21 protein-coding genes, 1 tRNA gene and 1 pseudogene are annotated in these 25,023 nt (G+C 62.4%); 8 read left to right on the top strand and 15 right to left on the bottom strand.

What is annotated here, in order from left to right; genetic code table 11:
• Window positions 1–2 precede the first annotated feature (2 nt).
• The 7 genes from ABQJ54_RS18860 to ABQJ54_RS18830 all read right to left on the bottom strand — a co-directional run bounded on the left by ABQJ54_RS18860 (window position 3) and on the right by ABQJ54_RS18830 (window position 7,622).
• Window positions 3–422, bottom strand: a complete 420-nt coding sequence (locus ABQJ54_RS18860) for a MaoC/PaaZ C-terminal domain-containing protein (protein ID WP_367855873.1) — start codon at window positions 420–422, stop codon at window positions 3–5.
• Between the two features lie 23 nt (window positions 423–445).
• Window positions 446–886 (bottom strand): MaoC family dehydratase N-terminal domain-containing protein, encoded by a 441-nt coding sequence (locus ABQJ54_RS18855; RefSeq protein WP_367855872.1) that lies wholly within the window; start codon window positions 884–886, stop codon window positions 446–448.
• 52 nt (window positions 887–938) lie between these two features.
• Window positions 939–2,411 carry an AMP-binding protein gene (locus tag ABQJ54_RS18850; protein ID WP_367855871.1) on the bottom strand — a complete coding sequence of 491 codons (1,473 nt, stop codon included), beginning with the start codon at window positions 2,409–2,411 and terminating at the stop codon, window positions 939–941.
• A gap of 30 nt (window positions 2,412–2,441) precedes the next feature.
• Window positions 2,442–3,698: an MFS transporter gene (locus ABQJ54_RS18845; RefSeq protein WP_367855870.1), complete on the bottom strand. Its 1,257-nt coding sequence runs from the start codon at window positions 3,696–3,698 to the stop codon at window positions 2,442–2,444.
• Window positions 3,699–3,702: 4 nt separating this feature from the next.
• Window positions 3,703–5,307 carry a serine hydrolase domain-containing protein gene (locus ABQJ54_RS18840; RefSeq protein ID WP_367855869.1) on the bottom strand — a complete coding sequence of 535 codons (1,605 nt, stop codon included), beginning with the start codon at window positions 5,305–5,307 and terminating at the stop codon, window positions 3,703–3,705.
• A gap of 189 nt (window positions 5,308–5,496) precedes the next feature.
• Window positions 5,497–6,924: an amidase gene (locus ABQJ54_RS18835; protein WP_367855868.1), complete on the bottom strand. Its 1,428-nt coding sequence runs from the start codon at window positions 6,922–6,924 to the stop codon at window positions 5,497–5,499.
• A complete protein-coding gene (locus tag ABQJ54_RS18830) occupies window positions 6,921–7,622 on the bottom strand; it encodes a TetR/AcrR family transcriptional regulator (RefSeq protein WP_367855867.1) in 702 nt (233 codons plus the stop codon). The genes ABQJ54_RS18835 and ABQJ54_RS18830 overlap by 4 nt, the downstream gene beginning before the upstream one ends.
• A gap of 163 nt (window positions 7,623–7,785) precedes the next feature.
• On the opposite strand from ABQJ54_RS18830, the gene ABQJ54_RS18825 reads away from it, so the two are divergent.
• The 3 genes and pseudogenes from ABQJ54_RS18825 to ABQJ54_RS18815 all read left to right on the top strand — a co-directional run.
• Window positions 7,786–8,784: a dipeptide epimerase gene (locus ABQJ54_RS18825; protein WP_367855866.1), complete on the top strand. Its 999-nt coding sequence runs from the start codon at window positions 7,786–7,788 to the stop codon at window positions 8,782–8,784.
• On the top strand, window positions 8,781–9,695 hold the full coding sequence (locus tag ABQJ54_RS18820) for an alpha/beta fold hydrolase (RefSeq protein ID WP_367855865.1): 915 nt from the start codon (window positions 8,781–8,783) through the stop codon (window positions 9,693–9,695). The genes ABQJ54_RS18825 and ABQJ54_RS18820 overlap by 4 nt, the downstream gene beginning before the upstream one ends.
• Window positions 9,696–9,914: 219 nt before the next feature.
• Window positions 9,915–10,111: pseudogene (locus tag ABQJ54_RS18815) on the top strand (hypothetical protein); the annotation flags it as partial.
• A gap of 615 nt (window positions 10,112–10,726) precedes the next feature.
• On the opposite strand, the gene ABQJ54_RS18810 reads toward ABQJ54_RS18815, so the two are convergent.
• The 6 genes from ABQJ54_RS18810 to ABQJ54_RS18785 all read right to left on the bottom strand — a co-directional run bounded on the left by ABQJ54_RS18810 (window position 10,727) and on the right by ABQJ54_RS18785 (window position 19,337).
• Window positions 10,727–12,757, bottom strand: coding sequence for an RHS repeat-associated core domain-containing protein (locus tag ABQJ54_RS18810; protein WP_367855864.1), 2,031 nt, complete (start codon window positions 12,755–12,757; stop codon window positions 10,727–10,729).
• Between the two features lie 83 nt (window positions 12,758–12,840).
• Complete coding sequence (locus ABQJ54_RS18805; protein ID WP_367855863.1) at window positions 12,841–16,320, bottom strand: DUF6531 domain-containing protein; 3,480 nt, start codon at window positions 16,318–16,320, stop codon at window positions 12,841–12,843.
• Between the two features lie 699 nt (window positions 16,321–17,019).
• Window positions 17,020–17,775 carry a cold-shock protein gene (locus tag ABQJ54_RS18800; RefSeq protein ID WP_367855862.1) on the bottom strand — a complete coding sequence of 252 codons (756 nt, stop codon included), beginning with the start codon at window positions 17,773–17,775 and terminating at the stop codon, window positions 17,020–17,022.
• A 13-nt stretch (window positions 17,776–17,788) separates the two neighbouring features.
• Window positions 17,789–18,199: a hypothetical protein gene (locus ABQJ54_RS18795; RefSeq protein WP_367855861.1), complete on the bottom strand. Its 411-nt coding sequence runs from the start codon at window positions 18,197–18,199 to the stop codon at window positions 17,789–17,791.
• 76 nt (window positions 18,200–18,275) lie between these two features.
• Entirely contained in the window at window positions 18,276–18,512 is a 237-nt protein-coding gene (locus tag ABQJ54_RS18790; protein ID WP_367855860.1) for a hypothetical protein, read from the bottom strand.
• Between the two features lie 525 nt (window positions 18,513–19,037).
• Entirely contained in the window at window positions 19,038–19,337 is a 300-nt protein-coding gene (locus ABQJ54_RS18785) for a hypothetical protein (protein ID WP_367855859.1), read from the bottom strand.
• Window positions 19,338–20,178: 841 nt separating this feature from the next.
• On the opposite strand from ABQJ54_RS18785, the gene ABQJ54_RS18780 reads away from it, so the two are divergent.
• From ABQJ54_RS18780 to ABQJ54_RS18760, 5 genes are all read left to right on the top strand, one after another.
• Complete coding sequence (locus tag ABQJ54_RS18780) at window positions 20,179–20,547, top strand: hypothetical protein (protein WP_367855858.1); 369 nt, start codon at window positions 20,179–20,181, stop codon at window positions 20,545–20,547.
• A gap of 46 nt (window positions 20,548–20,593) precedes the next feature.
• The gene (locus ABQJ54_RS18775; RefSeq protein ID WP_367855857.1) at window positions 20,594–20,893 is read left to right on the top strand and encodes a hypothetical protein; all 300 of its coding nucleotides are present in this window, start codon (window positions 20,594–20,596) and stop codon (window positions 20,891–20,893) included.
• 21 nt (window positions 20,894–20,914) lie between these two features.
• Window positions 20,915–21,106 (top strand): hypothetical protein, encoded by a 192-nt coding sequence (locus ABQJ54_RS18770; protein WP_367855856.1) that lies wholly within the window; start codon window positions 20,915–20,917, stop codon window positions 21,104–21,106.
• A 325-nt stretch (window positions 21,107–21,431) separates the two neighbouring features.
• Window positions 21,432–21,767: a helix-turn-helix domain-containing protein gene (locus tag ABQJ54_RS18765; RefSeq protein ID WP_367855855.1), complete on the top strand. Its 336-nt coding sequence runs from the start codon at window positions 21,432–21,434 to the stop codon at window positions 21,765–21,767.
• A 41-nt stretch (window positions 21,768–21,808) separates the two neighbouring features.
• Window positions 21,809–22,804 carry a tyrosine-type recombinase/integrase gene (locus tag ABQJ54_RS18760; protein WP_367855883.1) on the top strand — a complete coding sequence of 332 codons (996 nt, stop codon included), beginning with the start codon at window positions 21,809–21,811 and terminating at the stop codon, window positions 22,802–22,804.
• Here ABQJ54_RS18760 and ABQJ54_RS18755 read toward each other — a convergent pair.
• Window positions 22,755–22,829 (bottom strand) — tRNA-Val (locus ABQJ54_RS18755). The genes ABQJ54_RS18760 and ABQJ54_RS18755 overlap by 50 nt on opposite strands.
• Before the next feature lie 83 nt (window positions 22,830–22,912).
• The gene (gene uvrB, locus ABQJ54_RS18750) at window positions 22,913–24,931 is read right to left on the bottom strand and encodes an excinuclease ABC subunit UvrB (RefSeq protein WP_367855854.1); all 2,019 of its coding nucleotides are present in this window, start codon (window positions 24,929–24,931) and stop codon (window positions 22,913–22,915) included.
• Window positions 24,932–25,023 lie beyond the last annotated feature (92 nt).

Here is a 25,023-nt window from a genome sequence, read left to right as displayed (position 1 = left end):
CTTCAGGCAAGCGAGACCAGGGCTTCGCCGACGATCTTCAACTGCCCGAACTGATTGGAATTGCTCACCTGCACGCGAGCACAGCGCTCCCCGTCCACGTCGCAGATGTCCACGACTTCGCCGCGGCAGGTGATGGCGTTCCCCAGATGCGTGATGCCCTGGAAGCGCACGTCGAGGCGGCGCAAGCGGGACTGCGGCGCCCAGTTCGTCAGCAGGCGGCCAAGCCACGCCGCACCCAACATGCCCTGGGCAAAAACGTCCGGCATCCCCAGCCTGCGCGCGACGTCAATGTCGAGGTGGACAGGATTGAGATCACCCGATGCGCACCCGAACAGAGTCAGCATGGTTCGATTCACCGGCTCGAGCGCGAGTGCCGGCAACTGTTCGCCGATCGTGACGCCGGCTGGATCAAAGGACGTCATGAGACGATCTCCATCAATACTGTTCAATGCCGGCACACAAGTACGTTGCGCAATTCGGCGACCAGGTCGTCGTGCTGATTGCGGACCTCCGAAAGCGTCACCACGAACTCCAAGGCTCCACCCTTCTTGTCGTAAATCTCCGATATCCGCGTTCGCACGGTGACCGTGTCTCCGGCGCAGGCGGGTCGGTGATACGTGAAGCCCTGTTCGCCATGCAGAAGCTTGGCCAGGGAAATCCCCATCGCTTCGGCCATGGCCATCTGGGTGCCGCTGTCCAGTTCCGCGGCGAACAGGAACGTGGGGGGCGCGGGAAGATCCGGATAGCCCGCGGCACGGGCGGCTTCCACGTCGACATAAACAGGGTCCGGTTCTCCAACGGCTCGCGCGAAGGCGCGCAAGCGTCCACGCTCCAAGGGAAGCGTTGACACCGGAAGTTCGTAACCCATCCACTTCTTGTCGATCACTGAAATCTCCGATTGAACGTGCAGCCCATCAGTCCACCCCGATAACCCGGGATCAGCCGCCCCGTTCGTCGCGCAGCACGCTTTTGCGGATTTTTCCGGCCTCGTCGCGCGGCAACGCGGGAATGACTTCGTAGCTGCGCGGAACCTTGTAGCCGGCCAGCAGCTTGCGCATGTGCAGGTCCAGTTCCGACAGGACGGACACGTCGATGCCGACGGCGAGTTCGACAAGGGCATGTACGCGACGTCCCAAGTCGTCGTCCTTGAGGCCGATCACGGCGGCGTCACGTACCGCGGGATGCTGTGTCAGCACCGACTCCACTTCCGCGGGGACCACGTTGGCACCGCCGGTGATGATCAGGTCGACCCGGCGATCGGCGAGATACAGGTAGCCTTCGGCGTCGAGATAGCCCAGGTCGCCAACGCTGGTGAAATCGTCCTCGACGGTTTCCAGAGCCGGGGCGCCGAGATATCGGTACTGCGCCGGACCGCCCGCGAACCGGCTGAACACTTCGCCGACTTCGCCCGGCGGCAACGGGTGGCGCTCGGCATCGAGAATCCGGATCTCGGTATTCCAACCGCGGCCGACGCTACCGGGATGCTGAAGCCATTGCTCGCCATGGATGATGGTGACGCCGGAAAGTTCGGTGGCGGCCCACAGCTCGTTGACCCGGCTCGCGCCCAGCAAGTCGATCCAGCCTCGCTTCACCCACTCTGGACAGGGCGCAGCCAGGTGCCACATCGATCGAACACTGCTCAGATCGGCATTCGCCAAGCCCGGCGCGCGCAGCATGCGCGACATCATGGTCGGCACCAGGCTGAGCACGGTGGGTCGGTAACGATGGATTGTGGCCAGCGCCTGATCGGCATCGAACTTTTCGTTGAGGATCACGCTACCGCCCGCAAACAAGGCGACTTGAGCGAAGAGAAAGGCCTGGTTGTGATAAAGCGGTCCCGGCAAATACAGGCGATCGCCGGCGTTGAAACCAAGCACTAGGGCGAAAGGATGCTGAGCGGCCGGATAGCAGAACGCGCCGGGCGAGACGATGAGCTTGGGTTTGCCGGTGGAGCCGCCCGACGCAATGGCCTTGTAAGGCTGCGGTACGGCATCCCTCGGTGGCTGATCCGGATAGCCGCCCAGTGAATGCATGTCGCGGCGACTGATGCCGGCGAGTTCGCCAGCATCGCTGATGATGGTGGCCGGCGCCGCCAGCGCCAGCAGTGCATCGCGCTCGGCCTCCGGCATGCGGTGGCTGATCGGCATCGGGCATGCGCCGAGCTTGTATGCCGCAAGGGTGGCGACGACATGCTCGAGGCTGTTGGGAACATGGATGGCGACAAACGTCCGCGGGCCCACGCCGTCATGCGCCAACCGATGTGCCAATCGGTTCGACCACGCGTCAAGCTCCTTGCGGGTCAGGGTGGACGTGGTTCCGTCGATCTGCTGGACAAGGAGTGCGGGTTCATCCGGATTTTCCGCAGCCAACTGGCCAAGCCTGGCACCGGGCGTGAAGGTTTGTGCTGACATGATTTCTGGGATCCCCATGGCCAGGACGATCTAATAGCGATAGGCCTTGAGGCCGAACGGCATCAGTGCGCTGACAAGGAAGGTCAGGGCATTCAATGCGAGTAGCTGGTGGTAACTGCCGAAGTGGTCGTGCAGCAGCGCGGCGACCGCAGGTCCCGACGCCGCGCCGATGGTGACGACGATGACCAGCAATGCCATGACGGTGCCCAGGATCGCCGGAGCGAAAAGGCGCCCGCCCAGGTACATGAGAATCGTGCCTTCGCTGCCGACCGCGAGTCCGAGGCTGACTGCCATAACGTAGCCACTGGCCTGGCTGGGCCAGAGGGCCAGCATGACTATTCCGGCCAGAGGAAACAGAGCAAAAAGTGTCGCCAGTCGCGAGGCCCGGATGCGGTCGAGCAGGACGCCGGCCAGCAGATTGCCACTCAGTCCGCCCAAGCCGACAAGCCCTTGCGCCACGGCAGCCTTGGCCGCGGACAGACCATATTCCTCCAGCATCGGCACCAGATGAAAACTGATGCTGTTGAATGAATAACCGTAGAGCACCAGCCAGACCGCGACGATCAGGAATTCCTTCTGCCGGATCGCCTCCAACAGCGCCCTGCGCTGTCCTGCCACCGGCTTGTGCGGCACGATCTCCGCCACGGGCAGCGTCTGTTCCGGATTGACGCGTACCCAGAGCAGCGCGGCGCCCATGGCAAGGATCAACACCAAGGCGCCGAATGCTGCATAGGTGTGGCGCCAGCCAAGTTGGCCAATCATCGACAGCGCAGCCAGCGGTGCCACCATGGCCCCGGCATAGTTGAGCGAGAAAAGAACGCCGAGCGCCATGCCCCGCTTGTCGACGAACCAGCTGTTGATCACCTTGGTCAAGGGCACCGGTGTCACGCCCAGCACGGTGCCGAACATGAGGATGCACAGTGCGTAGTAGATGCCTATGCCGTGCCCCATCCGGCTCATGCCCAGGAAGACCAGCGCTTCCATCAGCACGGCTCCGATGATGATGCGCCGGGCATGCCCGCGATCCAGCAGCCATCCCACCAGCAGGGCGAAGACTGGGGTCGTCAAATAGCAGATGGTCACGCCGAGATAGATCTGCGTCTGGCTCCAGCCCAGATCGCGCTCGAGAGGCGCCAGGAAGATCCCCAGCGTCGAAGCCCACAGCGCGCCACCGCTGAGCATCATGATCACGCCGAATCCGCCCAGCACCTTCCACTCTGGCGAGACGGAAAGCGACCTCGACCCTGCGGCATTCCCCAACAGATTTCTGACAGCTTGAATTGGCATGGGATCAGATCCGGTCAAAGTGCAATGCCCAAGTACGGGGCGTGTTGATTTCCAGTGCCTGGACTGCTCCGCCGCGCACGATCAGGCGCATGGCGACCCAGCGCACCGGCGCCGGATCCAACGGCCGCAGCAGCCAGAATTCGGGAAGCTCTTCGTGCTCCTGTGCGCCGACATCCAGCGCCTCCAGCCGCCACAGGCTGCGGCCATAAGGACCACGCATCTCGAATTGCGCCGGACCTTCGGCATGAATGCGGACTTCCGTGTCCGTCTCGACGCTGGAATAGCGTCCGCTCATGCGTTGTAGGTAAGGCAGGCTGTCCACGGGATTCTTTCGATCGAATTGCAAGGCGCTGTCAGGTTGCTCAAGCAGCACGACTGCATCACTCCCTTCGCCCACCACTTTCAGGCGGGTCGTCTTGAAGCCGACCTGGTTCAGCACGAAGGCATCGCCATCGACGGTGAGCGGCGCATACTGGCTTTGGTGATCGAAGCACAGGCGCTCGTTGACGACCTCCAGGGCCATCGTGCGACCGCTCTCGGCATGGACATAGAACCCGGCTGCCGCAGCGGTCGCTCCGGTGGCAGTCGGCGCGGCTGGCATCAGCTTTTCGCCAAGCAAGGCATCAAGTACTTTCCAGCCCAGTTCAGTGGCACTGATGTCCGAACGGTTGACCAGAATCGCCAGACCCAGCTTGTGTTCCGGCACCACCAGCATTTGCGAGTTGGCGCCAACGACCGCGCCGGCGTGATGCAGCACCCGCGTACCGCGATGCAACTCGTCCACGAGGCCCAGCGCGTAGCTGCCATCCTTACCCTGCGGAAAGTGCGCCGGCGTGAGCATCTCGCGCCAGGTCGCGGCATTGCCGATATGCGGATGGCGCAAAAACGCCGTCCAGCGCATCAGGTCGTGCACGGTGGAAATGAGTCCACCTTCGCCGAGTACGGTGCTCGGCATCATGCCGCGGCGGAAACCCTGTCCAGTGGCGATGTGGGGGCAGGCCAGCGCCGGCAGCATCTCGTACTCGCTGGACGGCAGACAGGTGTCCCACATCCCCAACGGAGCAAAGATGCGCTCGCGCAAGAATGCTTCATAAGACTTGCCGCTGACCCGCTCGATCAGCAACGACAGCAGCCGCGCTCCGGTGTTGCTGTAGAGAAAACGACTGCCCGGTTCGAACTGCGCCCCACGCTGCCGCGCGATCAACGGCAACACCTCTGACTCGGGGAAATTCGCCAACATGCCACTGGTGATCATCAGCAGATCGACCCAGCAGCGCAGGCCGGCGGTATGGTTCATGACCTGCCGCACCGTAACCGGCGGCAGTTCCGGATGCAGTTCTGGAATCCACCGCCGCAACGGTGCATCCACATCAAGGAGGCCGTCTTCGGCCAGGAGCATCGCCGACAGGCAGGTGAATGGCTTGGTGGTCGATCCGATGCGACCGCGGGTCCGCGGGGTATTGGCCAGACCTGATTCCATCGATGCCAGGCCAAAACCGCGGCTGTAGACGACGTTGCCATCGATTTCCACGGCAACGGAACCGCCGGGGGCACTTCCGGAATCAAGCGGATCGAAAATGTTGTCCAAGACGGAGGCGAAGGCGTTCATTGACGCAACTCGAGTCCCGGACAAGAACGGAAATACCGCACGTCAGTGCCGCGCACCGATGGTGCCTTTGACAAGACCTGCTCTGACGTCGCCGGTGAACGGGTATCTCTGACAACTGATCGTTGATACATGGTTCTCCCCCTCCTCCTTGCCGCTTGTGAATGACCAAGATTCGAGCGCGTAGCCAGATCAGCCTTTGAAGATGGAATGCGACGGATGCCTGTTGCGCCAGGGCATCGCTGCTTCCCACTGCGAGGCCAGGCGCAACAGCGTTGCCTCGTCGCCGAGACGCGTGACGATCTGTACGCCAACAGGAAGATCGCTCACCGCACCGTGATGCAGAGGCACCGAGGCCGCCGGATGGCCGGTGACATTCAACAAGGGAGTGAACGCGGCGTAATCCGCAAAGGTGCGGTGCGCGTATTCGATGACTCCTTCCTTGCTCGCGGCCGGATCGAACTCCCCGATCCGCGGCGCAGGTGAAACGCCGGCGGGAGTGATCCATGCGTCGAAATCCAGGAAAAAGCGATCTACTGCCTGCCGTGCAATCTGAAAAACCGCGTCGGCCTTGAACAGATCAGGGACGGTCAAAGTCCTTGCGTAGTCGAGCGCGCGGAGCGTCATCGGCTCGAGCGTGTCGACTCCCGCCGTGCGGCCCGTGAGGGATTCCAGGGCTGCAATGCTGTGAGGCAGCACCGACATCATCGCCGGAAGAAACGCTCCCATGAGCACCTTCCAGTCCAAATCGGGAGAACCCTCCTCGACCGAATGGCCGAGATCTGCGCAAAGCTTGCCGGCCATATCGATGGCGGTCTGGCAGTCCGGATGAAGGCGTGTAAGCAGCGGGGAGGAGCGAAGGATGCCGATGCGCAGCTTGCCCGGGTCGGCGCCCACTTCCTGAGGGAAAGGACGATCGGGACGAGCCACCGAGTAGCGCGATCCAAGCGAAGCGCCCTGCAGAACGTCAAGAAAAGCTGCGGAATCGCGTACGCTCCGCGTGGTTACGTGGTAGCTGATGAACGGGAACAGCCCGCCATCGGTCTTGCCATCGAGGAGGTTGCGCGCGCGGCTGGGCTTGAGCCCAAAGGTGCCGGTGCAATGCGCAGGGCCGCGGATCGACCCGCCGCTGTCGCTGGAGCTCGCGACGGGAACCACGCCTGCAGCCACAACGGCGGAAGACCCACCGCTGGAGCCCCCCACTGAATGGCCCAGATTCCATGGATTGCGCGTGGCGCCGTGCAGTGTGGATTCGGTGGAGCAATAGAGCCCGAACTCGGGCGCCGTCGTCGCACCCAGCGGGGCTACGCCGGCGCGCTTGAGCCTGGCGACGAACTCGGAATCGGCGGACGCGCTGAGGTCGGCGGTCAATCGCGATCCCTGCATCATGGGCTGTCCCTTGCAGCCATGGCTTTCCTTGAAAAGGAAGGGCAGTCCGGCAAACGGGCCGCTGCCGTGTTCGCCCACGGCGGCCGGGCCCGACATGAAGTTCAGCGATGGATTCAGCTGCGCAATGGCCTGCATGGCGCACTGCTGCAACTCGGCGGGTGACGTTTCGCCGCGCTTGACCAGCTCCATCAGGCCGGTGGCGTCATGCGCCGCGTATTCACTGAGTTTCAAGGGGTCTTCGCCTTTGCGGTCTTGGGGGTTTTGGCCTTGAGTTCTGGCAGCATTCGATCGATCGTCAGATCCAGAATCTGGCGAAACCACTCATCGTGACTGAGCTTGAAGACCCCGGTCTTGACCGCCACCTGCAGTGCGTTGAGATCCTTGAACTTCGTGCGAATGTCGCTTTGTCTGGTGCGATCGACCCTGCGACCTGAAGCTGCATGGGATACCGCCAGACCGCTCAAGACGGACCAGGTGACGGTGGCGCGTTCGACATCGACGCCCGCATCGAGCATGGCCTGCAGCGTCGAATCAAATATGCGCATGATCTTCTTGTCGGCAAGCGCACCCACCATCTGCACGAAGTTCGGATGGCGCTCCACCACGTTCGCGTACGCAATCACCAACTCCATGAGCTGACGGCGGGTTTCCTGGACGTCATTCGCATCCACCAGCGGGATCTCGTCGAGCAAGGTGATTGCCAACGCATCGTTGAGCTCGGCCAGTGAGCCGAAATAGTTGTAGAGCGTTGCCACGCCGGTGCCCAGTTCCGCAGCGATGGCCCGCATCGACAAGGCCTCGTGGCCGTCACGTTCCACGAGATCCAGCGCGGCCCTGACGACCTGCTCCTTCTGAAACATGGGCTTTCGGCCGGGTACTGCGGTCGTTGCGTCGGACTTGTCAGGGAGGGCAACTGGGGTTTTCTTCATGTCCTTCGCTCCTGTGGCGGGCGTTGATATACGAACGACGTTCGTTTAACGTATACGAACATCGATCGCAAAAGCAAGTGATGGATGGAGCGAGCTGCAAAATTCCTCAATCCACGGCAGCGACGTACCCTAACAGCGGACCTCAACGGTGGCCCCCAATCTCATGAAAAAAGTCCTCAGCTTCCATGTCGAACGATGGGCCCTGCTCCAGCCGTTCCATATCGCCGGGCGTACCTTCGAGGGATTCGACTGCGTCGTGGCTGAGCTGGCCGAGGACGGAAACGTGGGGCGCGGCGAGGCGCTGGGCGTTTACTACACCGACGATCAGCTTCCGGCGGTCGTCGCACAACTGGAAAGCGTGCGGGCGGAGATCCAGGGCGGGATCAACCGTGAAGGCCTGCAGAACCTTTTGAAACCGGGCGGCGCCCGCCATTGCATCGACATGGCCATGTGGGATCTGGAATCCAGGCTTTCGGGTAAGTCGGCCTGGGCCCTGGCGGGTGTAGCCGCCACACCGATGGAAACCGTTTACACCATCGGCATCGAGCGTGAGCCGGAGGAGATGGCCGAAAAAGCGGCCAGGGCACCCCACCCTCTTCTGAAGGTCAAGCTCGATAGCAACCGACCGGTGGAACGAATCGAGGCCATCCGCAAGCGCCGTCCCGACGCGCGCCTGACGGTGGACGCCAACCAGGGCTGGAGCTTCGAGCAATTGAAAGAAGTCATGGCACCCATGCAAAAGCTGGGCGTAATCTTCATCGAGCAACCCCTGCCACGCGGCGAGGATGCGGCGCTCGAGGGCTACAAGGCGCCGCTGCCCTTGTGCGCCGACGAATCCTGTCTGCACCTAGGGGAACTGGAGGAGGCCTCCCGTCGCTATCAGATGATCAACATCAAGCTCGACAAATGCGGCGGCCTGACCGAGGGGCTGACGCTGGCCAAAGCGGCGCGGGCGAAGAACCTCGGCCTCATGGTGGGCTGCATGGGTGGCACCTCGTTATCGATGGCCCCGGCGCACGTGCTGGCGCAATTCTGCGATTTCGTGGACCTGGACAGCCCGCTGCTGCTCAGGAATGACCGCATGGGCGGGTTCAACTACCAATCCGGGCAAGTGATCGTCGGCCCGAACTTCTGCTGGGGCACCGGAGTTTCAACGACATGACCCACATGCCGCAGATATCGAATGACCACCGGCCTCCTAGACAGGAAGGCGATGCAGCTGTTCCAGGTGGCGTGCTGCACTATCAACTGACCGGCCCGGCGAACGCCGAGCATGTCGTGGTCTTCGAAAACGGTTGGAGTGCCTCGTTGTCATATGCAGTGTGGCTGGAGGAAGCACTGTCGCCGCACGTGCGCGTGCTTTCCTACGACCGCGCCGGTATTGGCGACAGCCGCAGCACTGCGCCGCTGACACCGACAGCCTTGACACAACAGTTGCTCGCGCTGCTTTCAACACTTGGCATCCAACAGCCCGTGGTGGTGGTCGGACATTCGTACGGCGGACTGATTGCAGCGCTGCATGCGGCCCAGGCACCAGCCATGGTCCGCGCCATTGTCCAGATTGATCCGACGTCCGAGTTCGACCACGAACTCATCGACCGGTCATTTCGGATCATGCCCTTGGTAGGCCGCTTCATGCAGCTGTGCGCGCTGCTGAAGATTGACGGTCCCATCTTCTTTCACACGGCCAAGGAACTGCCACCGGAGACCTTCGCGCGGATAAAGCGCACACCCGGGTGGCTGGTGCGCTCCTTGAGCGGTTCCATCGAAGAGTTCAGGTTGCTCGACGGTATGCGCCGGATCATCACGGCGTCCGAGGCTGCCACGCAATGTCCACGACTGGTCATCAGCTGCGCCCCCGAGCAACTGGTCAATTCCTGGCTGCGGAAGCTGCTCATGAGCGACGAAAAGACCGGGAGATACTGGAATGCCATCCACGGACTGCATCGGCGGCAGGCTTCGTTGAACGACGCCAGTCGCTGGATGAGCGTGCGGAACAACCACATCAGTCTGGTCACCAACCGTGCCAGCGCAGGCGAAATCGCTTCGAGCATTCTCGACTTCATTCGATAAGGGCGTATTCCACGAATACCCGTTCCCAGAACCAAGGCAATTTCCGGCTCCTCTGCCCGCCTTCGTGGACCTGATCGTGAGAGCGACATCCATTTGGTTGGTTTGCCGGGGCGTGAGTAGTCCAGCGCGTAGCCATGCCCGTAGATCCAATGGTCCAGCGTCAACGACATGCACAGAATTTTTGGACTGATCTGAAGCACTTCTGCTGTAAACGATGACGACTTCCACGGCGAAAAGCGCCGCAACGACACGCATGCTCAACCACCGATCCGGATGCCCGACTGATCCGCAAGAGCAAAGGCTAAGAGACGAAGCTCAGCTACCTGGCCAACAGCCTGATGGAGAACCGCCATGGCCTGGTGATCGGGGTGGATGTCCGCCATGCCAACGGCACTGGGGAACGCGACGGAGCGCTGGATCGGTTGACCCTCGCCGGAGTGAAGGAAGGAACCACGCTGGGGGCAGGTCACCAGGCCGTTGCTCGAGGTCCAGCTGGCCAGCGCGGCATTCATGGGCTGCCAGGTGACGCCGCTCGCCGCGGTGAGCGGCGTGCCGCCGATCGTGAACGTGAGGCCGGACACCACGCCGTTGCTGTAGCTGTAGACCGCCTGGTTGCCGTCGGGATAGGTCACGGTGGCGAGATGGCCCATGGCGGAATTGTCTCTGACACCATTTCCGCTCGCTACGTGGCGGAAAGTGAACCACCATTTTCGAGAGGAAAAATCAGATCTTCCATTTGGGAAACTATTGCTCTCCGCGACGCTGGAAATGTTTGCGTTGATATAAATCCATTACTACGGCGACAATGAAACAAGCCACGGATATATATATTAAATAAGTTAAGAGATGATCTTGATATGATGTAACATATACTAATGACCCGTGATCGTTAATTTCAATCGGATGCGTCAAAGTTGCTTTATCGCTTCCATATTTTGTGAATATACTGTAATAGTGCATATGTAAATAACCAGCTATTGCCCATATGGACACCAAAAACCACTTGATGATCGTTAATAGCTTATTGACGTTCACCATAAATGGCCTACTGGACCCAAAGTTGTTGTGGTTGGACCCATGAATGCATTTGCGCCAACACCACCGCCAAGAGTTAAACCACCGCCAATTACATTTTGGCACCCAGTGTGATCTTTCCCCCAAAATCCATCAAGGCTTCCACCCATCCCATCGCCACCAGAGGCTGCAATATTTGTAAATGGACCGGCGAGGTCGTATACGGTATCAGCATTCGACACCTCAACTTGAACGCCCGCAGACCCTCCATTTGTGCCAATGCTACCTCCTGGCCCGTTAGGTACGTAGAAATAAGGCGCGATCTGACCGTGGCTGTCAAATGCCGCTCCAATTCCTATCATTCCTGAAATTCCAATGCTCGTACCAGGAATCGTTAAGCTGTATTGAAGCGAGAATCCCAGCTGTAACGTCCACAACCCATAGGGATCGATGTTCGTCAGCGGATTCCCACCCACATAGGCATAGGTATTGACCCCGCCATTCAACCCCAGCGGATCACTCTCCACATACCGCCCCAGCGTCGAGTCGTAATCCCGGAACCCGTTGTTCCACAGCCCCGTCTCCACATCGTAGTACTGCCCCGGGAAGCCCAGGTTCAACGGCGCCGAGTTCGACACCGTCACGGCCTGCGTGAACGGCCAGTTCTGCGCGCTCCACACCACCACCTGCGATGCATTCGTCACCACCTGCGGCCGGCCCACCTGGTCGTCGCCGATCGCCTCCAGCTGACCGTTCACCTCCCGCCCGATCAGCCGGCCACCCAGCCACAGGTAGTCGATCCACGCGCCGCTGTCGTTCTCCGCCAGCAGCGGGCCACTGGCATCCGGTGCGAAGTAGGTCGTCCCCAGGCTCCCCGACTTGCGCAGCCGCTGCCCTTCCGGGTTCACGTAGTAGCTCATCCCGCCCGCCGCGCTCATCCGGTTGAAGGCGTCGTACTGGTAGACCGTGACACCACCCAGCGTGGTGATATTGCCCAGTGCGTCGTAGCCATAGGTCTGGGGATTGGTCCCGGTGGTGCTCACGATCCGGTTGCTGGTGGCACTGTAGCCCGTGCTGTTGCTGGTCCCGCCCTGCACGCTGGTGATGCGGTTGCCGTCGGCATCGTAGCCGTAGCTGGCCACCACACTCCCCGAGTACGCCGCCACCAGCCGCGACTGGTCGTCGTAGTCGAAGTCCTGGCTCATCGTGCCATCGAGCGCATTGTCGATCCCGGCCATGCGGTTGGCCGTGTCGTAGCTGAAGCCCAGGCTTTCCACGCCCGGCGTGTTGATCGCCGTGAGGCGGCCGTCGGCGTCGTAGCTCAGCGTGTTCGCCAGGCCGTTGCCCGAGGTCCAGCTGGCCAGCGCGGCATTCATCGGCTGCCAGGTGACGCCGCTCGCCGCGGTGAGCGGCGTGCCGCCGATCGTGAACGTGAGGCCGGACACCACGCCGTCGCTGTAGCTGTAGGCCGCCTGATCGCCGTCGGGATAGGTCACGGTGGCGAGATGGCCCATGGCGTCGTAGCCGTAGCCCAGCGAATAGGCGGTGCCGGCGATCGAGAAGCCGCGCCCCGCAATCCACCCTTCCGGGGTGTAGCTGTAGGCCGTGGAGCCGGCGGCGTCGCTGACGGTGCACAGGCGACCCACGCCGTGCGTACAGCTGTCGTAGGCGAAGGTCTGGGTCTGCCCGCCGGCGCTGATGGTCGTAAGCCGGTTGAGGGCGTCGTAGCCGTAGGTGGTCGTCACATTGTTGGCGCGGGTCAGGCTGCTGCGCCGCCCATATGCGTCGTAGCTGGCCGTGGTGGTGCCGGTATCCGGGCTGGACACGCCCCACAGCTGACCCAGGCCGTCATAGTTGTAGACGGTGATGAGACCGCGCGGGTCGGTCACCGTGGTGACATGGTCGCCGGCGTCGTAGGTATACGTCGTGACCGTGGTCGAGGCCATCGCCGGCAGGACGATGCCGGCGCTCCCGCAAGCGCACAGCACGGCCACGACCTTGGCCAGAACCCGCCTCTCGAGCATCGCGCCACGCACTGCCTTGTTCATGATCATATCCCGCAGACCCTTGCGCGCATCCCGCATCGTTCGGGATGCCCCCTGTCCACTTGCGCTCACCATGGCCGGCCGGATCATGGCGTACCTGCCTTGACTGCCGCCGACGCGGTGTCGGAAGGACACTTGATCACGAGGGGTTCCATGGCACCCGCCGTGGCTGCCGCGGCGCCGGCGGGGCAGTTCACGTACACCTTGACGGTGGTCGGCTGTGTCCAGCCCGAGCATCCCGCTGCGTTGCAGGCATTCACGGCATAGTCGTACTCGCCTGGTGGCAGGCCGCTGTTGATGTAGCTCGTTGCCGAGCCGCTGTAGATCGTCGATGGTCCGCCCGATGCGAGGTTGGTGCGCTGTAAGGTATAGCTGGTGGCTCCACTTGATGCGGCCCAGGAAATCTCCGCGGCGCCGGGGGACGGCACCTGGCCAGGGCCCGAGATACTGCCTGGCGGCGCCGGTACCAGCACCACCGTCCCGACGGCGCTCCATGGGCCGCACCCGCCGGCATTGCACGCTTGCACCTTGAACCCATAGGTCGCGCCCCAGGCGTTGCCGCTGGGTACGGTGCTGGTACCGCCGCCGCTGTACACCGTGCTCCAGCCGCCGCCATTGGTCTGCTTCTGGAGGGTGTAGCTGGTGGCGCCGCTCACAGCCCCCCAGCTCACCGTGTAGCTGCCGCTACCGTTGGTGGCCGGCACGCTGAGACTCGGTGCCGTGCTGGGCGGGATCGTGACCGTCACGCTGGTGCTCGTCGTGTACGCACTGCTGCAGCCGCCGGCATTGCAGGCCTGGACCCGGAAGGCATAGCTGCCGCTTGTCGTTTCTTTCTGGGTATACGCGAGGGCCGCACCGCTATAGATCTGGCTCCAGGCACCGCCATTGAGCGCTTGTTGCAGGATGTAGCTGCTGGCCGTGCTGGCGGCCGGCCAACTGACCGCGACCGAGCCGCTGCTGGTGGCCGGAACACTCAGGCTGGCCGGTGCCGGCGGCGGGAACAGCACGCTGATCGTCGCCGTGGCACTCCAGCTGCCGCAAGCGCCGGCATTGCAGGCCTGCACCTGGTACCCATAGCTGCCGTCGCCCTTGCCGCTGATGGCCATGGACGTGTTGCCGCCGGTGTAGATCGTGTTCCAGCCGCCGCCATTGACCTGTTCCTGCAGGGTGTAGCTGGTGGTGTCGCTCATGGCGCTCCAGCTCACGGTATAGCTGCCGTTGTTGCTGCTGGCAGGCAGACCAAGGGTGGGTACGCCCAGGCTGGCTCCGCCCGACTCCGTGACCGTTTTCACGCGATTGAGCGCGTCGTATTGGTAGGCGACCGTGTGACCGAGCGCGTTGGTCACCGAGGACACATTGCCGTCGAGGTCGTACTGGTAGGTCTGCTTCTGGCCATTGGCGCCGTCCTTTTCGAGCAGACGGCCCAGTTCGTCGTAGCGCATGCTCTCGGAAAGCGCCGTGACACTGCCACGGGTAATGACTTGGCTGGTCACGTCGCCGTTGGCGTCGTAGCCGATCGTCTCGGTGGACGTGCCGTCCTTTTCCGTATGGGTGATCGTGCGAACGCGCATGTCCGCATCGCGGTTCCACTGGGTCTCGACTCCGTCCGGTTCCGTTTGGCTTGCCAGCAGACCGAACCCGTCGTAGCCATAGGTCCAGGTGGCGGTGCCACCGTTGGGATGGGTGGTCCTGGTCTGTATCCGATCGCGTGCGTCGTAGGTGAAGTCGGTCTCGTCGCCGTTCGGGCCGATGATCTTCTGGGATTTGCCCAAGGCGGTGTAGTTGCTGTACGTGGTCGTCTGACCCAGCCCATTGGCCACCGAGGTCAGATGGCCCTGCGCATCGTACGTGTAGACGTCCGTATTGCTGTTGTTCGGCGAAGGGTGCACCACGGTCCGGGTCTGCACCAGGCCATTGCCGTACAGGGTGTTGGTATAGGTGGTGGCCAACGCCTGGTTCGCGGTGCCGTTGCCGGACAGGTTGGTGATGGTCACCGAGGCCAAGCGGCCGTGCGCGTCGTAGGCGTAGGCCGTCTTCGCATAGCCTTCGACGGTGGCCGACAAGGGCCGGACGGTGCCGGGGGTCGAGTCCCACACGATGTCCGTGGTGCGTTGCACGGCGCTGCCCCGGGCTTCGATCTTCTGCTGCAGCAGGCCCGCCGCGTCGTAGGTGTAGGCCGTGACGTTGCCGTTGTTGTCCGTGGACGACAGCATGTTGCCGTTGGCGTCGTAGCTGTCCTGGGCAAACGTCGCGGCGCAGTGCGTGGACGCATCGCCCGTCACCGACACCAGCAATCCACTGCTGTTGAACTGGTATACCGAGACGTGGCCCAGCGGATTGGTGACGGTGGCCGTCGGCCCCGTGCTGGTCGAACCGTAGACGATCGAGGTCTTCTCGTTGCCGTCGGCCAGGCTGCTCATGTTGGCGCGGCCGGCACTGTCGTACGTGGTGACGTCGTGGGCGACGCCGTTGTAGTCGACTTCCTCGAGCTGGGCATAGGTGCCCGTGCCCGGCGTGGTGTTGTCCGGGAAATATTGGTAACCGACAACCGTGCTGGGCGAGCCGGGCAGCGTCACCGAATCGATGACGCCGATCTGGCTCACCGGCTCGATCGTGGAATCGAGCACGCCGGTAGTGGACTGGTAGACATAGACGTTGCCCGCCGGATCGGTGACGTTGATCTGCTTGGCGGTGCCGTACGTGGTGGGCGAGCTGCTCCGATGCAGCGTGAACGACTGGCCGTTGGTATGCGTGACCACCACGGTGTTCGCATCGGGATAGGTCAGCGTCCAGCCGATGCCGGACGCATCCGTGATCGACAGGAGAGTGCCCTGTGCATTGAAGGTCAGATCGCGGGCGTCTTCATCGTGGACGGTGTAGGTACCGTTGCCGTTGTTGGTCAGCGTGGCCGTCCCCGCACCATTGAAGGGCCCGGGCAGGTCCTCGGTGGTGCCAGGCATGCCATAGAAGGCCGAGGTCGACGTGAAGGTCAGCACAGAGCCATCCGGCCGGTAGTAGTTGGCCGGCCCGCAAGGTGTAGGCATGCCGCCACCGGGCAATTGGTCCGGCGACATGGCATTCGTGGTGTTGGTCGTGGCTGGCGGCTGGGTGCAGCTCAGGAACAGCCGATAATCGAGATTGGTGGTCCAGGCGCCCATGCTCTCCATGCAGGTCGCGCTGCCGGCGCAGGTATAGCGGGAGTTGTAATAGCGGACAAACCTCAGACCCATCTCGCCAGGCAGTGCGAAGTCGGTGACTTCCTCGATCTTGCTGCCCGAACTGGTGTCGATGGGGTCGCCATCGGCGACCGCGCTCGTCGTATCACTGTGATCGCAACCGGTCTTCGGATTCTTGTCGTTGTTCAGGTTGGCCGTGGATTGTGTGTTGGTCGAGGTATGGACCGAACCACCACCACGGGGGCCAACCGCGGTCACAAAATAGCCGCTGCCGGAGCCAATTTCGTCGTAATTGATGGGGAAGCCACCACCATCATCCAGGACCCACGCGGTGACAGTGGAGCCAGCGAGGTTGGTAACGTCTGGCTTGGCGTCATCGCCCAGAACCATCGAAGAGAGCGCACACCCTGCAATCAATGCGATAAGGGCGAGGTTCCATCTTGGCCTGCCTGCTGTCGTGGATTGGTACCGCGCTGCGTGACGCATTCCCGGGCGCCAACTGCGCCGTGTTTCCACCATCGAGCCTGCTTCGGCAGGCGAATCCACTGGTTCGCCGAGCGGCGATAGCACATCGTCTTGGGCTGACCTTGCAGGTCTTCCGTCAGGGGCTACCGACTGACCAGGACGCCAGTCAAACAGCACTTTCACTGCCCCCAGGCAGCTCCCTTGCCAACGTGCACGCATCGTATTGTCCCCTGAGACCGCGCGGTGCGCACGGTGCTTTTTAGAACTAACGCTGCGTAGACCCGTGTGTCAACGAGCAGGTTTTTGCGACACGATTACTCGTGGCCAAGCGTCAGCACGATGGTCAAATCACCGACCCGATCCGCCAAATGATGGTGCACGGCGCAGTGAAAGTGGATCAGGTTTTCATGCTGGCGATGACCGGCTACAACTTGGTGTTGATGAGAGCCTTGGGCAGTTGCGCCTGCCGTCTGGAAAACCAGCATGGAAGCACGGCGGAAGGTGGCAGAACCGACGAAAATGCATCGGAGATCGAGACGGCGCCTCTCCATCTCGGCTCGATCATCATGGGCCGATTCCAGCCAATGCTACGAGCACCCCAAATGGGCGTTTTTCAGCAACCAGCTAGTCGTCCAATGCGAGCCAACTGTCGTGATCCTTGGCGATCGCCGACCAGGCCATTATGGAAACAATGGCCGCGAACAAGAACACAAACAAACCAATGATGCCGCCCACCACAAGGCCCATGGAACCGGCCACCGCAAGCATGCAGGCAGCGACAAGCGTTGCAGTAACCCGAGACTGCCGCGTCTTGCCCACCAGCTCCCTCTTGAGCTTCGCCGCCTGCCCATCCAAGCCCATCAACGCGCCCAGGGGATGGGTGCCATGGACGCTGGGCTTGCCAATCACCACCGGACGCCCATCGAAATGATGGATGGTGAAGTAATGCGTGCCGTGCCCGGTACCCGGCTCCGACCCTCGCGTCTTGCTGTATTCGACCTCCAGCACCGCCGTGGCCCCAATGCGATGCGCTCGGTCTCGAAGCATGCGCATGGCCGCCTCGGGCGAATCACGCGATGAGCCAGCCACCAACCAGTGGCTCCGTACCAGCACCTCCCAGCCCTTGATGGTCGCGCTGCGCGACGTCAACACCCCCCCGGGTAAGACGTAGCGTGCCGCGCCGGTCAGCGCCACCGGGCGCACGCAGCGTGCGCGATATCCCTTGGGCGTGGTCGATTCCTCGAAGGCCACGCGCTGGCCTTCGACGACGGCCTGCGCTTCGGCGATGTCGTTGCAATGAAGGAAATAATCCCGTCCATCGTCGCCACGCAGGAAGCCGTAGCCCTTGCTGGGCAGGAAACTGCTGATCGTGCCTTCCATGCGACACCTCCGATCAATGCAACGGGGCCGGATGCGGCGCCGTAGAAGCCGTCGGTGCCGGGGAGGCATCGTGGTGTTCCGGCGCCAGCGGCCCGGCATAGATGCAGGTCACACCACCGTTGGTGAGCGCCACGGCATAGCGCAGGTCGCAATTGACCGCCGCGAACAGGATGGGGAGCTGCTCGTTGCCCCAACTGTCCGGCAGGAACACCACCTTCTGGCCGGCCGTGCAGGCCGCCGCAGTGACGTCCTTTTGCCACTTGTTCACTTCGCAGATACGCGTCTGGTCAGGAGCCACTGTGGTCATCGATATGGTACCGGCCGACGGCGTGGCGCCCCGCGGCGCGACGCCGTTCGCGTTGCATCCAAGCAGCCACACCGGCATCAGCGCGGATACTGTCAAACGAACCAACCCGTGCTTCATAGCCGTGTCTCCTCGTGAAAGTGCACCCACCCGCAAACAGGTGCTGCAGGGAAAATTTACGTCGTACGACCTATCGTCAAAGCTGGCGCCCTTCGCCCCATGGCTCAAGCCTCCTGCGCGCCTCGTCGTCGCCATGGCAGAGGCGATCCTCCAGCGAGACGAGGAAGATCACGGCCAAGTGACCCGCAACCTCGTCGCCATACAGGTCGCCGAAAACTGCCCAAAGGCAAAGCGCGAGATCTTCGAATTCCGTAAATGGGCCCCTACGGGCTTTACAGGTATCGAAGCTCCGCATCGCGGTGATGGCATCCATCTCCCGTGTGGGCCATCCCGTGCGATGCACCCAGTTCAATGCCTCGAACAACTCGGTAGCCGTGTTGCTGAATGCCAAGCGGCAGTTACACATAACGACCCCATGGGTGTGGACTGCCCTTACCCCAACACATTCGCTCGATCACGCAAGCACCCTCTTGCCATGGAGTCAGCGGCTCGCCAACCTGCAACTGGGACGTTCTCTTTTCCGATCGACGTAAAAGTGCAGGGCGGCGCTTGACTTCCGATTTGCCATGCGCAAGAGTCACTCCATCGACCGTCGACGGCGCAGCCTCCGGTGCGGCATACCAGCCGATTGACATTCCCCAGAGCAGAAAATTTTGGATCGTACGATCCAAAAAAGCTTCTGCGCGTTTGAATTTCTTTCGGTCGTACGCCCGAATTATTTTTCCGTCGTACGACCCATGGCGTTGCGTCCGCTAGAAACTTCCGGACTGTCAACGTCGCCGTCCAACTGCCATGCCGCATCCTGCAGCCATCATCGACCGTACGATGACGGGATGGCTTATGCGATGAGAGTCGCCCGAGCCTGGCGATGCTTGGCAAGGATCGGACTTGGCGGCGGATTTCGTGCGACCGGCGTACCTTCTGCTTCCCACTGCTTCTCCAACGCCTGACGCAGGCGTACCTGCAAGGGCATCAGCGGGCGGAGCCCGGCTTGTATCAGGGCACAAGCGTCGTACTGGCCAACGCGATTGAGTGCGGCTTCCGGGTCGCGCGCGAACTCCTCGACGGTGACACCCAGTTCTTCGAGGTACGCGGCCTTGTAGACGCCAGGAAAAGGATTGGTGACGGTGGTGGTCATGGCGAATTCCACATCCTCCGGGATGGCTTACCACCTCGATACCATGATCGGTCGTACGCGCAAGCCCTACTGGAAGCACCTCTCTACCGACAGCACCTCTGGCCTGTTGTGGCTCTACTTGCGCACCTATTATCTACATAGATAGGTGCGCAAGTAGACCCGCGCACACCACTTGCGCACCTATCTTCTCGCGCGCCCAGTCAGCTCGCTGATCATGCTGCATCCACCTGCTCATCGAGCCTCGGTCCAGTGGTACGTTTGATCCGGCGTACGGACACCTATGAGCTTCCGCGGGATATGTCGGTCGCGTGAGGAAGGCGGGGGGACTTCGCTGCCTTCAGGCATGCTTGCCGATCTCCAACCGGATCACGAAGACGTGCCGCCGCATGCGGGTGAGCAAATCGACATCGGCAGGAAGGCTGACCCGTCTCTAGTTTCAACGTGTCCGAAAAGTGGAACGACGTCAACGCCCCGTTGGCGCATGAGGAGTTCCAGATTGCGGAGTGGATACCGGCCTACCACGGAAGCCCGATTGCGCCCCCGCCTCCCTGATACCCGCCAGCGTTCGTGCCGGACACGGTAGGCGCTATCACTGTCCGCCCCGGACGGGGGATCTCACATCTTTGTCCGCCCCGGACAGACTCGTGACCTGCTGATATGTCCCGGCGTCCCGCGCGGACGCAGACCCTGCGAGCCCAGGAAATACGTTCGTCCTGTCTTCGTACGCCAACCCCATAGCGCCGCCTGTTGAAGCGGCGTCCGCGGGCTTGCGCAATTCGGCTTTAGTGCTTTCGTAGCTTCCACACCCCAGGCCGCTGGGAAACCCGCAACGTTGAAGTGCATGGCGAACACTTCGTCCACCACCGAGATCACATCCATGTCCCATGATCAACCTTCCGAAGCCGGCGACGAAATGGACGACGGCATCGAAGACACTCAATCCTCCAGCGAACTGCGCTTGTTCATCGGTCTACCTGTCCTGGCCGTATTTCTTTTCCTGGCCGATTGGATCGTCTGGGCCATCGCCGGCAAACCACCCGAGCTTGCACCGATCCTTTGGCTCAATCGGGTAGGGACGACATGTGCACTGATTTTCCTTGGCCTGATTCTTCTCGGGTCTACCGTAGCGGTGCTCTGGGGCCTTGGCCTCGTCGCGATGACGCTGGGGGGCATCCTCATCAAGTCATGCCGCCGCCAGCTCAATCGCTGAAACCAACGACTTCCCTGTTCCGTCCCCATTGCATGAGGAGTCACCCGTGTCGAACAACGACCTGACCAACCAAGCTCCCGCCTGGCTTCGCCTGACCCTTGGCGTACCTCTCCTGTGCATGCTCGTAGGCCTGTTTGCCTGGGTCGAATGGGCGGTCCAAGGGTTCACTCCTGAACTGTCGCCACGCCATTGGTTCGACTATGGCGGCATGCTACTGGCGGACATGAGCTTCGCTGGTGGTATCGCCACCCTGCTAATCGCAGGAGTTCTCTGGATACTGGGGATCGTGGCCATGGAACTCGGCGAGAGATCCCTCCAGGCATTGCATCGTTGGCGCAGTCGCTGATGCAGCCGCACGCCGAAAGCCATGAACGAAACCGACCGACCGAAATTGCAGCTCATACCAGGTGACCGTGAAGCACTGGAGCGTCAACTCGTCTACCTATGCCTCTATGGCACCACGGATGAGTTCCGCATCGCTTGCGAAGCCTTGGCGCCCCGCGGCCAGCTTACGCTGGTCGTAACCTCCAACACGGCTCCGCCAGATGACAAGCCATGAATACGTCACCTTCGCAGAGGCCATCACCGCGCTTGTCGGTGCGAAACAAAAATACGTTAAGCAAGCGCCCTCTCGCACGCCCATCTACGGGACTCGCGCATTCAATAAAGTGTGCTGGATTGGAAACCTCTGACAATCTGAACTCTCCATGGCTGATTCATCAACACGGAAAGTGATGCAGCCACCTTCACAAGGTTGGCACCGGAAGCGCACCAGAGGCTAAACGGCCCACATGGTCGACATACGGCCCATTCAATGAGGGGTTTTGCGCCCTACCGACCGGGATGTGTGTAGCACGATCTCCACACCTCAAGTGGAGATCGTGATGAATGCCACCCCCCTCCCCCGCCTGTACACCGAGACCGAAGCCGCCGAATACCTTGGCAAATCGGTCATCACCCTTCGACGCTGGCGAAGGCAAGGACGGCTGGAGAGCATCAAGATCGGCCAGTCCACACGCTTCACCGAAACTCATTTGTTAGCCTGCCTGAAGGTGTGTACATGTCCCGCGTCATCTATCGCATCACCGACGAGTACGCCATCGTCGCACGCAAGGGTACGACCAAGCTCTACCTCGAGTGGCGGGAGCGCGGACGAAAAGTCTGCCGCGCTACGGGCTGTAGCAGCCTTGAAGATGCCCAGCGGAAAGCAAGAGAGCTGATCCTCGAGCTGGCCGATATTCGCGATGCGGACCCGTCCGACATGCCGATCGTGGCGTGCATCGACCGGTACTGGCTGCAACGCGGGCAGTTCTTGCCAAGCCGCGACACAGCCAAGCGCTCCATTACGCTCTGGCGCGAGTATTGGGGCGACACCAGGACGATTACCGATCTCACCGCCGGCGCACAAGAAGACTTCACAACTTGGCTGTCCAGCAAGGGCTACAGCGACGGCTACGTGCGGCGCGTCATCGGCGTGGGTCAGACTGCGCTCAACCGGTCATGGAAGCGCGGCGAGGTGCGTCAGGTTCCGTTCGTGCAACTGCCGCAGGGTGGTGAGGCTTACCCGCACCATGCCAGCCGCGCTCAACTCGTCACGCTGCTGAACACCCCCATGCCGAAACACATGCGGACGTACACCCTGATCCGGCTTTGCACAGGGTGCCGCGGGGATGCAGCACTGGATCTCCAGCCCTTCCAGGTGCAGTGGGACGACAAGCTAATCCACTTGAACCCGGCCGGGCGCCGCCAGACGAAGAAGTACCGCCCAGTGGTACCCCTCACCCGCGTGCTGGCAGCGCACCTCAAGACATGCAGCGCAGCTTCGCATTATGTCAACTGGTGCGGGCGCCCTGTAGGGTCGATCAGAACGACATGGAGGAAGATCAGGAAGGCTGCGGAGCTGCCTACGTGGTTTGCTCCCAAGGTGCTGCGGCACACGGTCGCCTCGGAATTGCGGCGCCGCGGCGTGCCCGGCTGGGAAGTTTCAGGGCTGATCGGCCACAAGAGGGGCGAGGCGGCAGCCACAACGGGGGGTTATGCCAAGTACGACCCGGCCTACCTCGGAAAGGCCCGCAAGGCGCTCGATGCATGGCTGACTGATCTCGCGAAAGACGTGCCTTGGCTCCGCGGGGTCAGTGCGGGGTCAGTCGACGCCGGAAACAGAAACGGCGCAAAGCCCGAAAGCCGCGCCGTTGCTGGTTCGAAGGTGGTGGGCGGTACAAGGATCGAACTTGTGACCCCTACCATGTCAAGGTAGTGCTCTACCGCTGAGCTAACCGCCCGATTCGCGTGGCGGCAGGCCGCGCGAGCCGCGCAGTATAGGCGACTCCCCGGCTGTCCACAAGTTCGGCCGGCCGGGGCCAGGTCAGCGCAGGATCTGCTCGCGCAGCTTGTGGATCTGGTCGCGCAGCTTCGCCGCGTCCTCGAACTCCAGGTTCTGGGCGTGCCTGTACATCTGCGCTTCCAGTTTCCTGATCGCGGCGGCGGCCTTGGCCGGGTCCATCGCCTCGTAGCTGGCCGCCGCCTCGGCCACGGCGCGCTGCCGGCCCTTGCTGCCGCGGCCGCGTGCCGGCGCCTCGCTGCGCGCGCCTTCCATGATGTCGGCGATGCGCCGCTGCACCGTCTTCGGGGTGATGCCGTGCGCCTCGTTGTAGGCCAGCTGCTTCTCGCGGCGGCGGCTGGTCTCGTCCATCGCCGCCTGCATCGAACGGGTCACCTCGTCGGCGTAGAGGATGGCCTTGCCGCGCACGTTGCGGGCGGCGCGGCCGATGGTCTGGATCAGCGAGCCGGTGGAACGCAGGAAGCCTTCCTTGTCGGCGTCGAGTACCGCCACCAGCGACACCTCCGGCATGTCCAGGCCCTCGCGCAGCAGGTTGATGCCCACCAGCACGTCAAACTCGCCGAGGCGCAGGTCGCGGATGATCTCGCTGCGCTCTACCGTCTCGATGTCCGAGTGCAGGTAGCGCACCTTCACGCCGTGCTCGGAGAGGTATTCGGTGAGGTTCTCAGCCATGCGCTTGGTCAGCGTGGTGACCAGCACGCGGTCGCCCATCGCGATGCGCTTGTTCGCCTCGCCCAGCAGATCGTCCACCTGGGTGCGCACCGGGCGCACTTCCACCTCGGGATCGACCAGGCCGGTGGGACGCACCACCAACTCGACGATGGCATCGCCGGATTTCTGCAGTTCGTACTCGCGCGGCGTGGCGGAGACGTAGATCGCGCGCGGCACGCGCGCTTCCCACTCCTCGAAGCGCAATGGGCGGTTGTCCAGCGCGGACGGCAGGCGGAAGCCGAATTCCACCAGGGTCTCCTTGCGCGAACGGTCGCCCTTGTACATCGCACCGATCTGCGGCACGGTGACGTGCGACTCGTCCACCACCAGCAGGCCGTCGGCCGGCAGGTAATCGAACAGGGTCGGTGGCGGCTCGCCGGGTGCGCGCCGGGAAAGGTGGCGCGAGTAGTTCTCGATACCCTGGCAGTAGCCCACCTCGGCCATCATCTCCACGTCGTAGCGGGTGCGCTGGTCCAGCCGTTGCGCCTCGACCAGCTTGTTGTCGCGGTACAGCACCTCCAAACGCTCCTTCAGCTCGTCCTTGATGGTGTCGATCGCGTTGAGCACGCTCTCGCGCGTGGAGGCGTAATGCGTGCGCGGGTAAACCGTGTAGCGCGGCACCTTGCGGATCGTCTCGCCGGTGAGCGGGTCGAACAGCGAAAGCCCTTCCACCTCGCCGTCGAACAGCTCGATGCGCAGCGCCTCGGTTTCCGATTCGGCGGGAAACACGTCGATGATCTCGCCGCGCACGCGGTAGGTGCCGCGGCGCAGCTCCATCTCGTTGCGGGTGTACTGCAGCTCGGTGAGCTGGCGGATCAGCTGGCGCTGCTCGATGCGCTCGCCCTTGGCCAGGATCAGCCGCAGCGACAGGTAATCCTCGGGATTGCCGAGGCCGTAGATCGCCGACACCGTGGCCACGATGATCGCGTCGCGCCGCGACAGCAGCGCCTTGGTCGCCGCCAGCCGCATCTGCTCGATGTGCTCGTTGATCGAAGCATCCTTCTCGATGAAGGTGTCCGACGCCACCACGTAGGCTTCCGGCTGGTAGTAGTCGTAGTAGCTGACGAAGTACTCCACCGCGTTGTTCGGAAAGAATTCGCGGAACTCGCCATACAACTGCGCCGCCAGCGTCTTGTTCGGCGCCATCACGATGGTGGGCCGCTGCACCTGCTGGATCACGTTGGCAATGGTGTAGGTCTTGCCCGAACCGGTCACGCCCAGCAGGGTCTGCGCGGCCAGGCCCGCCTCGAAGCCTTCGCTCAGACGGCGGATGGCCTCGGGCTGGTCGCCGGCAGGCTGGTAGGGCGCGACGAGTTCGAATCTATCGGTCATGGCGGACGATATGCGGGCAGATGCCCGCATATTAAATCGCCGCTGCTGACAAGCCCTGTCAGCAGAAGCCGACGCCGCGGCCCTCCGGCGAC

Origin of the sequence: Rhodanobacter lycopersici (assembly GCF_040812335.1) — a bacterium.
GTDB lineage: Bacteria > Pseudomonadota > Gammaproteobacteria > Xanthomonadales > Rhodanobacteraceae > Rhodanobacter_A > Rhodanobacter_A lycopersici.
Note: the sequence above shows the minus strand (reverse complement) of the source record. Positions and strands in the feature narration are given on the sequence as shown.

What these genes read in the sequence shown, in the direction of transcription:
- ABQJ54_RS18790 (WP_367855860.1), bottom strand. Translation starts at nt 18,512, where the DNA reads ATGGATGCCATCACCGCGATGCGGAGCTTCGATACCTGTAAAGCCCGT.
- ABQJ54_RS18845 (WP_367855870.1), bottom strand. Translation starts at nt 3,698, where the DNA reads ATGCCAATTCAAGCTGTCAGAAATCTGTTGGGGAATGCCGCAGGGTCG.
- ABQJ54_RS18765 (WP_367855855.1), top strand. Translation starts at nt 21,432, where the DNA reads ATGAATGCCACCCCCCTCCCCCGCCTGTACACCGAGACCGAAGCCGCC.
- ABQJ54_RS18805 (WP_367855863.1), bottom strand. Translation starts at nt 16,320, where the DNA reads ATGGTTCTGGGCGATGACGCCAAGCCAGACGTTACCAACCTCGCTGGC.
- ABQJ54_RS18840 (WP_367855869.1), bottom strand. Translation starts at nt 5,307, where the DNA reads ATGAACGCCTTCGCCTCCGTCTTGGACAACATTTTCGATCCGCTTGAT.
- ABQJ54_RS18825 (WP_367855866.1), top strand. Translation starts at nt 7,786, where the DNA reads ATGAAAAAAGTCCTCAGCTTCCATGTCGAACGATGGGCCCTGCTCCAG.
- ABQJ54_RS18860 (WP_367855873.1), bottom strand. Translation starts at nt 422, where the DNA reads ATGACGTCCTTTGATCCAGCCGGCGTCACGATCGGCGAACAGTTGCCG.
- ABQJ54_RS18780 (WP_367855858.1), top strand. Translation starts at nt 20,179, where the DNA reads ATGGCGAACACTTCGTCCACCACCGAGATCACATCCATGTCCCATGAT.
- ABQJ54_RS18820 (WP_367855865.1), top strand. Translation starts at nt 8,781, where the DNA reads ATGACCCACATGCCGCAGATATCGAATGACCACCGGCCTCCTAGACAG.
- ABQJ54_RS18810 (WP_367855864.1), bottom strand. Translation starts at nt 12,757, where the DNA reads ATGAACAAGGCAGTGCGTGGCGCGATGCTCGAGAGGCGGGTTCTGGCC.
- ABQJ54_RS18770 (WP_367855856.1), top strand. Translation starts at nt 20,915, where the DNA reads ATGAACGAAACCGACCGACCGAAATTGCAGCTCATACCAGGTGACCGT.
- ABQJ54_RS18800 (WP_367855862.1), bottom strand. Translation starts at nt 17,775, where the DNA reads ATGGAAGGCACGATCAGCAGTTTCCTGCCCAGCAAGGGCTACGGCTTC.
- ABQJ54_RS18760 (WP_367855883.1), top strand. Translation starts at nt 21,809, where the DNA reads ATGCCGATCGTGGCGTGCATCGACCGGTACTGGCTGCAACGCGGGCAG.
- ABQJ54_RS18830 (WP_367855867.1), bottom strand. Translation starts at nt 7,622, where the DNA reads ATGAAGAAAACCCCAGTTGCCCTCCCTGACAAGTCCGACGCAACGACC.
- ABQJ54_RS18795 (WP_367855861.1), bottom strand. Translation starts at nt 18,199, where the DNA reads ATGAAGCACGGGTTGGTTCGTTTGACAGTATCCGCGCTGATGCCGGTG.
- ABQJ54_RS18850 (WP_367855871.1), bottom strand. Translation starts at nt 2,411, where the DNA reads ATGTCAGCACAAACCTTCACGCCCGGTGCCAGGCTTGGCCAGTTGGCT.
- ABQJ54_RS18785 (WP_367855859.1), bottom strand. Translation starts at nt 19,337, where the DNA reads ATGACCACCACCGTCACCAATCCTTTTCCTGGCGTCTACAAGGCCGCG.
- uvrB (WP_367855854.1), bottom strand. Translation starts at nt 24,931, where the DNA reads ATGACCGATAGATTCGAACTCGTCGCGCCCTACCAGCCTGCCGGCGAC.